This window comes from Bacteroidota bacterium, assembly GCA_013696965.1.
In the GTDB taxonomy this organism is placed as follows: domain Bacteria; phylum Bacteroidota; class Bacteroidia; order JACCXN01; family JACCXN01; genus JACCXN01.
The window spans coordinates 1-12,249 of record JACCXN010000037.1; the positions used below are offsets into that span (position 1 = coordinate 1).

A 12,249-nucleotide genomic window follows, 5' to 3' on the forward strand; every position below is an offset into this window, starting at 1 on the left:
AGAGCCTCTTCAGCAGCAGTAGATGGTACTTTTATTTCATTCAAACCAAAATCTGGTTCTGCAGGTTCAGGAAGTAACTTCCTGTTTATTTTTCCATTAGGGGTAAAAGGGAAATTCTCCAGGTTTACAAAATATAAAGGAACCATATATTCAGGAATTTCCTCTAAAAGAAAGGTGCGTAATTCTTTCGTTTCAAAAGAATTCCCTGTATAATATGCACATAAATATTTACTCCCTGTTTTATCTTCCCTGTCAATAACAATCACTTCTCTAATTCCAGAAAAATTAAGAAGCTTATTTTCTATTTCACCTACTTCAATGCGGTAGCCTCTGATCTTTACCTGGGTATCCATCCTGCCAAAAAACTCTATATTGCCATCCGGTAGCCAGCGAGCTAAATCACCAGTCCTGTAAACTCTATTACCGGTAGTAAACAAATCAGTAAATTTTTCAGCAGTTAATTCAGGTCTTTTTAAATAAGCTCTGGCAACCCCGGCACCGCCAATACATAATTCTCCCGGAACACCAATTGGCTGAACCTGATCACCTTCTCCAAGAATATACAATTGCGTATTAATATAGGGTTTTCCTATGGGCAAAACACTTGAAACTGAATCTAAGTCACCTTCAAAAAAGCAGGAATCAATTGTGGCTTCTGTAACTCCATAACTGTTAATTATCCTGAACTTATTATTAAACTGGTTCTTTAGTTTAACAAAGTTTTCTTTACTTAATGTGTCAGAACCAAAAATTAAAATTTTTAAATGATTTAAAGATACTTTTTGCTCCCAGACCTGTTCCATTAAAGGAATAATTAACCCGGGTGTTGATTCAAAAATTGATATTTGATATTTTTCCAAAACCTGGATTAAAGAGGAAATATCTAATCTGAATTCTGCAGGACAAACGATCATTTGTCCTCCATTAACAAAGGATCTTAAAATATCTCCAACAAATACATCGAAAGAAAAACTTGCAAGCTGAAGCAATCTAACATCAAACTCATTTAATTTATAATCCTTTTTCCAGGCTAAGGCTATGTTTACTAAACTTCGCTGTTCCACCATTACTCCCTTAGGTTTCCCTGTGGAACCAGAGGTATATATTACATACGCAAGATCATGGGCCTTTCTTTCAACAGCGGGAAGAGTTTCAGAACCGGATAAGGAATCAGCAGAGAGATAAATAACTTCTCCTCCAAAAACAACCTTTTCCTTTAAAGATTCCTGAGTAACTAATATCTGAATTCCGGAATCTGTCAGCATATGGTCTATTCTGTCCAGAGGATATTCAGGATCAATAGGAACATAAGCAGCACCGGCTTTCCAAACTCCTAAAATTGAAATGAACATTTCCGGTGTCCGATTCATCATTATACCAACTATATCTTCTTTTTTTATTCCTTTCTGAAGAAGAATAGAAGCAAATGAATTTGATTTTTCATCAAGGTCTTTATAAGTAAAATTTTCTTCTGAAGAATTTGCCTGACCAGGAAACGTAAGCACTGTTTTTTCACCATTTATTTTAACCTGTTCTTCGAAAAGATTAATAACTGTTATATTTTCAGGGATTGGATATAGGGTGTTATTTAAATTATTTAAAATGAAACTCTTTTCTTCTGAAGAGATAATAGAAATATCACCGATTGGTATATCAGGATCAGCAATTATGGATAAAATAATGTTCTTAAAATGTCCGGAGAATTTTTCAATTGTTTCTTTTTTAAAGAGACTCAGAGCGTATTCAAAAATGAGCATCATTCGATCAGAGTGCTCCACTACATCTAAAGAAATATCAAATTTTGAAATACCTGTGTCTAATGAATACCTGTTGAATTTTACATCCCCGGACTGTAACTCTCCCATTGAATTATCCTGGTAGGCGAACATTGTATCAAACAGAGGATTTCTGCTCATATCACGCCTCAGGTTCAATTTATCTACTAATGCTTCAAAAGGATAATCCTGATTTTCGTAAGCATTCAGTGTTAAATCTTTTAATTCAAAAAGATATTCTCTGAAGGTTTTATTGTTTTCAGGATAGCTTCTTAATGCAAGTGTATTTACAAACATCCCGATCATATCTTGCAGGTCAGGATGCTTCCTTCCTGCAACAGGCGTTCCTACAACAATGTCTTTTTGGCGGCTGTATTTTGACAGCAAAATATTATAGGCAGCAAGCAAAACCATAAATAAAGTGGCACCGGTTTCCCTTGTTATTTCCTTAAGTTTTGTTAGCGTCTCTCCATTTAATTCTGTTGAAAAGGTAGATCCTTCAAAACTTTGAACAGCAGGTCGCTTAAAATCAGTGGGAAGATCAAGTACAGGCACTTCTTCAGAAAACTGATTTAGCCAGAAGACCTCCTGCATTTTAAGTGCATCAGATTGTAAAAATTGCTGCGTCCAGACCGCATAATCTTTATATTGAATTCTTTGGTCTTCCAATGATTTATCTTCATAAAGCTGCAAAAATTCTCTAACCAATATTTCTGTTGAATAGCCATCTGAAATGATGTGATGCATATCACATAAAAGCAGGTGATAATCATTAGAAACATTAACAACAGCAACTCTTAATAATGGCGCCTGGCTTAAATCAAAAGGTTTTATTAATTGAGCAATAACAGATGGAACCTCTTTCTCGGTGCAGTTTAGGAACTGGAATGGAAGCTTCACTTTTTCATTTATGAGCTGCATAGTTTCCCCATCCACCATTTCAAAGGTTGTTCTTAAAACCTCGTGTCTTTCAAGAAGGGTGCAGAAAACGTGTTTTAATTTTTCCACATCCAAATTACCTTTTATAACAAAGGTACCGGGCATATTATATGATGTGGAAGAACTTTCAAATTGAGAAAGCACGAACAATCTCTTTTGAGCAGGGGAGGCAGGGTAATACCTGGCTGGCTCAGCGGCTTCAATTCTTTTTATATCAGATACTCCCTGTCCTTCGATAAATATTGAAAGTGTACGAATTGTTGGATAATTAAATATTGCCCTCAGCGGTACATCAACCTTTAACTTTCTTTGTATCTGAGAAACCAGGATAGTTCCCCTTAAAGAATGACCGCCAATTTCAAAGAAATTATCTGTAACACTTATTTGTTGAAGGGAAAGAACTTCTTTCCAGATTTCCAGCATTTGCTTTTCGAGCTTTCCTTCTGCTTTGTCAAAATCTTTCGACTTTGAAAGAATTGCAGAAGGAGCAGGTAATTCTTTTCTGTTAACCTTTCCGTTCTGTGTTAGCGGAATATGCTCCAACTTCACAATATGCGAAGGAACCATATATTCAGGCAGAGATGCAATAAGCTCTTGCCTTAAAACAGAAACATCAATATCATTTGATAAAACCACATAAGCACATAAATACTTAAATCCGGTTTTGTCAGCCCTGTCTATAACTACCGCTTTTTTCACTGCAGGATTTACATACAGCCAGCTTTCTATTTCACCGAGCTCAATTCTGTATCCGCGAATCTTTACCTGGTGATCAATTCTTCCGAGATACTCCAGGTTTCCATCCACAAGCCATCTTGCAAGGTCTCCCGTTCTGTACATTTTTTCTCCTGATCGAAATGGATTGCTGACAAACTTCTCAGCAGTTAATTCAGGTGATTTTAAATACCCACGGGAAAGTCCTTTACTGTATATACATAATTCTCCGGGTACTCCAACAGGTTGAATATCTCCTGTGGCAGACAAAATATAAACTTCTTCATTACAGTGCGGCTTACCTATTTTAACTGCCCCTTCACCAATTCTGTAACTTGTACTCCAGATTGTATCTTCTGTAGGACCATAAACATTATATGCATTTAATTTCGGGTAGGAAGAAATGGTTTTATTAAGGTTTTCAGGAAGAGCTTCGCCACCAACTAAAAGAAAATTTATTTTGTTTAAAAAACCCGAACCTCCGGTTTCTAAAAGAACCTGTAAGCGCGATGGCGTTAATTGCAGAACATTTACACCTCCTGAGTTTATTAACTTAATGATAGATTGAGGATTTGATGCAACTTCATCTGTGGCAATCTCTACCTTCATCCCTGTAAGCACACTGCAAATAAGCTCCAGAACAGAAATATCAAAAGTTAATGTTGTTAGAGCCAGTATTGAATCATCCTGAGAAAAACCATATACTTCTGTTAAGTTTGGAAGAAAGCTTAGAACATTTCTATGTTCAATCATTACTCCTTTTGGTTTTCCTGTAGAACCTGAAGTATATATTATGTAAAGTAGATTTTCCGGGTGATTAACTCTTTTTACATTCCCTGTGCTTTCAACTTTTATTTCAGGATCAGCTATATCAACTACTTCACCTTTAAAATTAACTTTATGCTTAAGTGCTGAGGAAGTAACAAGAATTTCAGCCTCACTGTCTGAAAGCATATACTCTATTCTATCTTGCGGATAAGCCGGATCAACAGGAATATAAGCAGCTCCTGATTTTAAAATCCCCCAGATGGCTACCATCATATCAATGCTTCTCTCAACAAGAAGCCCCACCACTTTTTCAGGCGCAGCACCTTTACTTCTTAAAAAGGCAGCAAGCTGATTTGCCCTCTCGTTTAATTGCTGGTAGGTAATTTTGCTTTCTCCACACTTTATAAGCTGCCCAGATGATTGCATTATCCTGTTTTCAAAAAAACTGATAATTGTTTCACTATCTCCGATCTTACTCTTAGGTGAAGTATTGAAATCAACAAGTAATTTATTCCTTTCGCTTTCTGAAAGCAGTTGAATGTCTTTTAATTTAACCGATGCATTTTCAGAAACACTCTCTAAAATATTTTTAAAATGCTCTAATAAGCTTACAATGGTTTCTTTATTAAATAAAGCGCTGGCATATTCTGCTTTTACTTCCAGTCCGGAATCTTTCTCAGTTATTTCAAGTGTGAGATCAAATTTCGCTGTGCCAGCATCAATGTTTAACCTGGAAGTTTGAAGACCTTTAATATTCAAATCTCCTACTTCCATATTTTGAAAAATAAGGACAGTATCAAAAAGCGGGTTTCGGCTTAAATCTCTTGTTAGATTTAGCTTACTTACAAGATCTTCAATTGGGAAATCCTGGTGCATAAATGCTTCTAATGCGTTGTTCCCTACTTCAACTAAAAACTGCTTAAAAGTTTTATCTGCTGAGGGAAAATTTCGCATTGCCAGCATATTTATAAAAACACCAACCATTTTCTGCACTTGGGCGTGCGTTCTGGCTGCTACCGGGCTCCCAACTATTATATCTTCTTGGTTCGAATATCTAGAAAGCAGCACATTATATGCAGAAAGCATCACCATATATAAAGTAGTACCTGTATCTGATGCTAAATTTTTTAATTTTGCTACCAGCTCAGAATTTATATTTGAAGTAATAACAGCACCTCTGTGATCCTGAGTTGCCGGCCGGGCAAAATCTGTGGGAAAGTTTAACACAGGCAGTTCACCTGAATATCGCTCCAGCCAATGTTTCTCCTGCTCAAGAAAATACTCGCTATTAAAATGCTTCTCTTGCCAGACTGCAAAGTCTTTATAGTCTAAGTTAATTTCAGGAAGTTCAAAACCCTGGTAAAAAGCCGAAAATTCTTCTATGATTATCCCCATAGAAGTACCATCTGCTATAATGTGATGTACATCAAACAGCAGCAGGTGATCAGCTTTTCTTTTTACAACTCCTGCTCTAAAAAGCGGCCCTTGAGCAAGGTTATAGGGGCGAACAAACTTTTTTAGAATCACCCCTATTTCATCGTCTTTAAAAAACTCAAGGGCAAATGGAACGGAAGAATGTACAAACTGCACAGGCCCGTCATTTTTTACTCCGAATGTTGTTCTGAATATTTCGTGTCTGGCAATCAGCTTTTTAAAAGACTCCTCAAGCTTTGTATAATTAAGATCACCTTTTATTGAAATGGCACTGGTAATGTTATAAGCAGTATTATCTTTTTCCAGTTGATCAAGAATAAACAACCTTCTCTGGGCCGATGAAAGAGGATAATAATTTCTCTCAGAAACATTTTCTATAGCAGAAAAAACAGAATTTTTACCTGTGTCAATGTATTTCGCTAGTTTTTGAATGGTAGGGGCTTTAAATACTTCCCGCACGTTAAGCTCAACATTAAACTCCTGGAGAATAACAGAAATTAATAAAGCTGCTTTTAAAGAATGTCCACCTAATTCAAAAAAGTTATCGTTAGTTCCAAGCCCTTCAATACCCAAAACATCTTGCCAGATTTTTACTAGTTTTTCCTCCACCTCATTGGCAGGAAGTATATGTTCCTTTAGAGAAAACTGTTCATACTCCAGTCGCTCTAAATGCTGAATCACATCATCAAAAGCTCCGGATTTATAGTGATCACCAAGTTTAAACCTCTGTACCTTTCCACTGGTTGTTTTAGGAATATTATTAACTGGTAAAACGTGCGTAACCTCAAGGGCTATTTTTTGGCTGATATATGATTTTAGCTTTACAGCAAGTTCAATAAATTGTTCAGACTTTCCCCTGTGCTGTACAAATAAAATAATTTCTTCTTTTTGTAATTCCTCATTAGTTGTTCCGAAAGCAACAACCTTTCCCTGCTCCAATTCCTTTAGCTCTTCAGCTATACGCTCAATATCGTGTGCATAAAAATTTTGCCCGTTAAAGAATATTACATCTTTTGCCCTTCCGGTAATTACAAGTTCATTATTGGTTAAAAATCCAAGATCACCTGTATTTAACCAACCATCTGCTGTTATTAGTGATTCAGTGGCAAGTGCATTATTATAATATCCACCCGTAACATTCTTTCCTTTAATTTGAATTGAACCGACAGTTCTATCTTCTAAAGGTTGGTTGTTGTAATCGCATATTCTTACATGGCAATCATTTACAGCAGTACCAACCACCATAAAGCCAACAGATTTTTCACGGTCTGTTATCTCATCGACTTTCTCACCAAAGTTTAATTTGTTTCTATCCAGATAAACAGCCTTATATTCCTTATCAACGGGAGGAAAGGTGACTGCAAGACTTGCCTCTGCCATGCCATAAACAGGAAACATTGCTTTTTTTTGCAAACCTGTGGATGACAAAACATTCAGAAACTTATCACACAAGGCAACAGATATAGGTTCTGCGCCATTTAAGATCCTTCTTACGTGAGATAAGTCCCAATCTTTTATTTGATCTTCTTTATAATAGGATAAAAAATGCTTGTAACCAAAGTTTGGCGAGGCCAAAAAAGTTGCCTTATGTTCATGAACCTTCTTAAGCCACAATGCAGGCTGCCTCACAAATAAATTTGTAGGCATTAATATTTGGTCTATTCCTTTAAAAAGTGGTGTTAAATGAAAACCAATCAAACCCATATCATGGGTTAGTGGCATCCAGCCAAGGGTAGAATCAGTTTCCCTTAAATCTGAACAGGCAATAATTGCCTTTATATTGGTAATTAAATTTTCGTGTGTTAAAACAACACCTTTAGGTTCTCCCGTAGAGCCTGAGGAAAACTGTATAAAAGCAATATCAGCAGGTTGTGAATTATAAACCTCCCCTTTAGTTTCTGATTTTAAAAGCTCCTCAACAAGAATTGATCTTACAGCCATTTCTTCAACAACATTATTATCTGAAGCAGTTTTCTCCCTGAATCTTTTTAAAGTGTCATTACTGCAAACTAAAGTAGGGTTCTTTAGAACTTTCCAGATATTTTGAAGTTTAAACCTGCTTTCGGGATTTACAGCAGGCGCAACAGGAACGGGAATTATACCACCCATTAAACAGGCCCAGAGCGTAATAATAAATTCCTTATTGCTTTCTAACTGAAATACAAGTTCATCCTTAGGTTTTATGCCTTTCTCCTGAAGTTTTCCCAGGATAAATTCTGATTTTTCAACTAACTGTTGATAAGATAAGGTTTCAGAAAGCTTGTCTCCATCAATAAGTATCACACCCTTTTTTGATTTTCTCTGATTCAGAAAAGAATCAACAAGAGACAAATATTCAATCATAAAGCTTAAAAAAAAGAAGATAAATCATTTTCACAGTCTGTTTTTTTTTATTATCCCCCCCTGTTCATGGTGCAAAGGTAAATTTTCTTAATACCAAAGTCAACCAAAACTTTAAAATTAAATTAACATTTTATCATCGGGCTTTTCTAATTAAAATTATCTTTGCGTCAATACATTTTTTTAATGAGATTAATTGGATTCCTAAGAAAAGAGGCCGGAACAGCAGGATATTTATACTTAATTCTTGGTTTAATTTCAGGCTTTGCAAATGCATCTATAATTAAATTTATAGATTTTTTTGTAAATGAAGTAATTAACAAAAAGGGCATAAATGAAGCAACAGAAAAGTATATTTTAATTTTCTTAGGCATTCTTATTACATTTTTTGTTTGCCAGAGAATATTTTCAAAATACCTTATTGGTCTGACGCAAAACATTATTTTAAAAACCAGGTTGTCCATCCTGGAGGCCATACGCAATACCGATTATATACATTTTCAGCAGATAGGAAAAGAAAAAGTTTTCACCTCCCTTACTCAAGACACAGAAAAAATAAGCAATGCCGCTGCTTCCATTGTATATGCAACAACCTATCTTGTTACGGTACTTTTTTGTCTTTCTTACCTTGCCTATGTTTCCCTGATTGGATTTGCCCTTACCCTTGGAATTATCAGTTTGGGAATAATAATTTATTCTGTAAGACAAAATAAAATCCACGCAGCCCTTACTGAGGCACGTGACCTACAAAACCAGTTGTTTAAAAATATTGATGAACTTTTATCCGGTTTTAAGGAAGTAAAAATGAGCAAAGAGAAAAATGATGATCTTTTCAAAAACCACATAGAATCAACAGGTATTAAAACAAAACACCTGGCTTCTAAAGCCATTATAAGCTACCTGGATAACAGCATTACCGGGCAATTCTTCTTTTTCGTGCTTATAGGGTTTATCCTGTTTTACTTTCCTGCTTTAACTGGTAACAATGAGGTTGTGATAAGTTATATTTTTATTATTCTTTATATGCTTGGACCTATAGAGGGATTAATGGCCGTGGTTCCTGCGATTACCCAAGCAGATATTGCCCTTGACAGGATAGCTGAACTCAAACAGAAAACAGAATATTTTAAAAAATCAGAAATGGTTTTAGATAACACTTTTACTGACTTTAAAAGTTTATCTTTTAATAATATAAGTTTTTCTTATCCTGAGAAAAAAGCTGAAAAATTTTCTGTTGGCCCTGTTGATCTTAACATTAACAAAGGTGAAATTGTATTTATTGTTGGAGGTAACGGAAGCGGCAAAACAACCTTTTTTAAATTACTTACCGGTCTTTATAAACCAGACAGCGGATCATTGCAGGTAAACAATGAGCAGGTTGTTTCATCTGAAAAATACCGTGATTTATTTTCTGCCATTTACAGTGATTTTTACCTGTTTGAGAAGTTCTACGGGATGAAAAACATAAATGAAACTAAAGTAAATGAATACCTTGAGCTTATGCAGCTTTCCGATAAAGTTAAGTTTGAAAACGGCAGGTTCAGCAAAACAGATCTTTCAACCGGGCAAAGAAAAAGACTGGCAATGATTCTTAGCTTACTTGAAGATAAACCTATTTTAGTTTTAGATGAATGGGCAGCAGACCAGGATCCGAAATTCAGGCAATTCTTTTACCAGGACCTTCTACCCCGCCTTAAAAACCAAGGTAAAACTATAATTGCCATTACTCATGACGATAAGTATTTTTCAGTTGCTGATAATATTTATAAGATGGAATATGGGAAGTTTGAAAAGTTTTAGCAATCAATCTGTCTAAAGTCAGATTGATTCAGGTCACAGTAGTTTTGCGGCTTGGGGAAGAAGCGGACTTAGCAGCACAAAACTGTCGAGGCACAACAAAAGTTTATTAGATGCACTAAAACTTTATATAACCACAAAACCTGCTTTTTGCCAAGATGCTGTTAGTGCAAGTGCTTTCTTGTCTTCCGCACACAGTAAGGTTAGTCAGTGATTACTAATTTGTCTGTTGCGATTACTTTATCTTCTTGTGTCAGGCAAATAAAATATAGTCCGCTTACGAGATTGTTACGAGAGAGAGTAACGGTCTGCCCTGAAATGTTTTTTATTTCTGTTACTGTCTGTCCGAAACAATTATAAACTGTAAGAGTTGCGTTCTTTAATAGATTGTCTGTCTGCAAAGTTGTTTGCGAAGTAAACGGATTTGGAAAAATTTTAATTTCTGAGTTATTGTCCGTCTCCGTGGTAATCCCGGTGACATTCGCCAGGGCTTTACCTTAATTTCCTTTTCACTTACTTAACCACCAGTTTCTCCTTTCCCTTTATCTCTTCTCCATCCATTATTACACATATGTAGGTTCCGGCAGGAAGGCCATTTAAGTTTACCTGTACATTGCGCTGCTGGTTTATCAACCTATGCATTACTTCTTTTCCGTCAATGGAGAATAATGAAATGTGGGCATCTTTACCAAAATCCGCATCAAATTCAAACATGGCGGTATGGGATGCAGGGTTTGGAATTATGCTAAAGCCAGCCATATTTATTTGAGTTTCAGAAATGCCTACAGCTTCAATTTCAATTTTCCTTGTATGTGTATCTTTCCCGCAATCATTTTCAGCTGTTAACTCCACCGTATATGTTCCAGGGCTGCTGTAGGTATAGGTTGGGCTTGAATCATCTGAAGAATTCCCATCGCCAAAATCCCAGCTAAAACTTTTGGAGCGCTCAGAGCGGTTGTTAAAAGTAACTTTTAGCCCATTTGTTGAATAGTCAAAATCAGCATCTGGCGATGGGCAGGAGAGGTTGATTACTTTTGATTTTAAAGCCTCGCCACATTCATTTTTTGCTGTTAAGACAACTGTATAACCCGAAGCATCACTATAGGTATGGCTTGGGTTTTCAGAAGTGGAAGAATTGCCATCGCCAAAGGCCCAGTGATAAGAATCAGCATTTTTAGATTGATTTTTGAAATGAACCGTTAAGGCATCAATGCTAACTGTAAAGTTAGGGGCAGGGAAAGTGCAGCTTACGCGAATGTTTTTTGAAATTTCTTTCTCCCCACAATCGTTTCTGACAGTTAGTTTTACAGTATATTCACCATGTGATGCATAAGTATGTTGTGGATTTTCTGAACCTGAGGTATTTCCATCGCCAAAATCCCATTGAAAGGAGTCGGCATCCTTTGTCTCATTTGTAAAGCTTACTTTCAGGCCATCCCCGCTGTATGAGAAATTGGGTTCCGGTGCAGGGCATTTATATACGATTACTAGCTTTGGCCGCCTGGAAGCATTCTCATTATCACTGGAAGCAAAGTTAATCCTGCGGTAATAGTTCTCGTTCTTTAACCTAATCATAAATCCATGGGAAGTAGAAGGTTCCTCCAGCTTTTTCTTCACCATTTCAGTTACATCTATGTCTTTATAATTTTTATCTGGGCTAGAGGTGCCTGGCATTTCAATAGCACCATCATTTGTTGTAGCTGGTTTATTATTCCATTTCACTGAATTCTCCTCCCATTGCTCTGTTATTCTTAATATGAGCCATGAATTATCACCCGAAAGCTCCGAGTGCCTTCCCAGCCCATTGTCTGCAGTTTGTTTATCAATGGCATAAAAAGACAACTTTGCGGAAATGATTTCAGGGCCTTCAGGAATTTCCCTGAGGTCGAAATCAATCAGGCTCCTGATCACTCCAGGATCACCCTGGAAAGTCCAAGCCATAGCTGCAAATTGTGGGTTGTCTCCATAATTTACATTCCGCTCCGACTGAAGCTCATGCACCAGTGCATCTTTCCCATCCCCGGGGCCAGGCTGCAGGGTAAGGGTTTTTTGGCACACTGCCATTAGTGGCAATAAAGCAATGGCAACTAATATTTTAATTGTTTTCATTTTTTCTTCATCTATTAATTCAGCAGCAACTTTCCTGTTTTGCTCTTGTTGTAATTTGTTGATAATCAAAATTTTTAAATACTAAGAAAGAATGTTGCCAAAAATAGAACCCTCTACAAATAAGCTAAGCCTGAGCTTTATAAAAAGAATTCAGCCTGTATATGAAGAATTAGTTGGACAATTTGAGGAGTTGATGGCCGGCAGTTGATGCCACAGTTTTCTTTCTCTTGCTCTTGCTCTCGCAAGATATCCGCTAGGACCACATGGGAGGAATTATAATGGAAGTTCCCAAATCCTGAAAGAACCACCTAAAAAAACTCCCTTTTCTCCTGCAAAATTTCGTGTGCTGCTATACAGATTTGGTGCGGGGCTT

At 36.5% G+C, this 12,249-nt stretch carries 4 protein-coding genes; 1 reads left to right on the forward strand and 3 read right to left on the reverse strand.

The window, feature by feature from the left end; translation table 11 throughout:
• On the reverse strand, positions 1-7,973 hold a 7,973-nt coding region (locus tag H0V01_05940; GenBank protein ID MBA2582913.1), incomplete at its 3' end, for an amino acid adenylation domain-containing protein.
• Positions 7,974-8,156: 183 nt separating this feature from the next.
• Here H0V01_05940 and H0V01_05945 point away from each other — a divergent pair.
• Entirely contained in the window at positions 8,157-9,770 is a 1,614-nt protein-coding gene (locus H0V01_05945; protein MBA2582914.1) for a cyclic peptide export ABC transporter, read from the forward strand.
• 200 nt (positions 9,771-9,970) lie between these two features.
• Here the strand turns inward: H0V01_05945 and H0V01_05950 are convergent, their stop codons facing one another.
• Together H0V01_05950 and H0V01_05955 are read right to left on the reverse strand one after the other, a co-directional pair.
• Complete coding sequence (locus tag H0V01_05950; GenBank protein ID MBA2582915.1) at positions 9,971-10,168, reverse strand: T9SS type A sorting domain-containing protein; 198 nt, start codon at positions 10,166-10,168, stop codon at positions 9,971-9,973.
• A gap of 112 nt (positions 10,169-10,280) precedes the next feature.
• Positions 10,281-11,945, reverse strand: a complete 1,665-nt coding sequence (locus H0V01_05955) for a PKD domain-containing protein (protein ID MBA2582916.1) — start codon at positions 11,943-11,945, stop codon at positions 10,281-10,283.
• Positions 11,946-12,249: the final 304 nt, after the last annotated feature.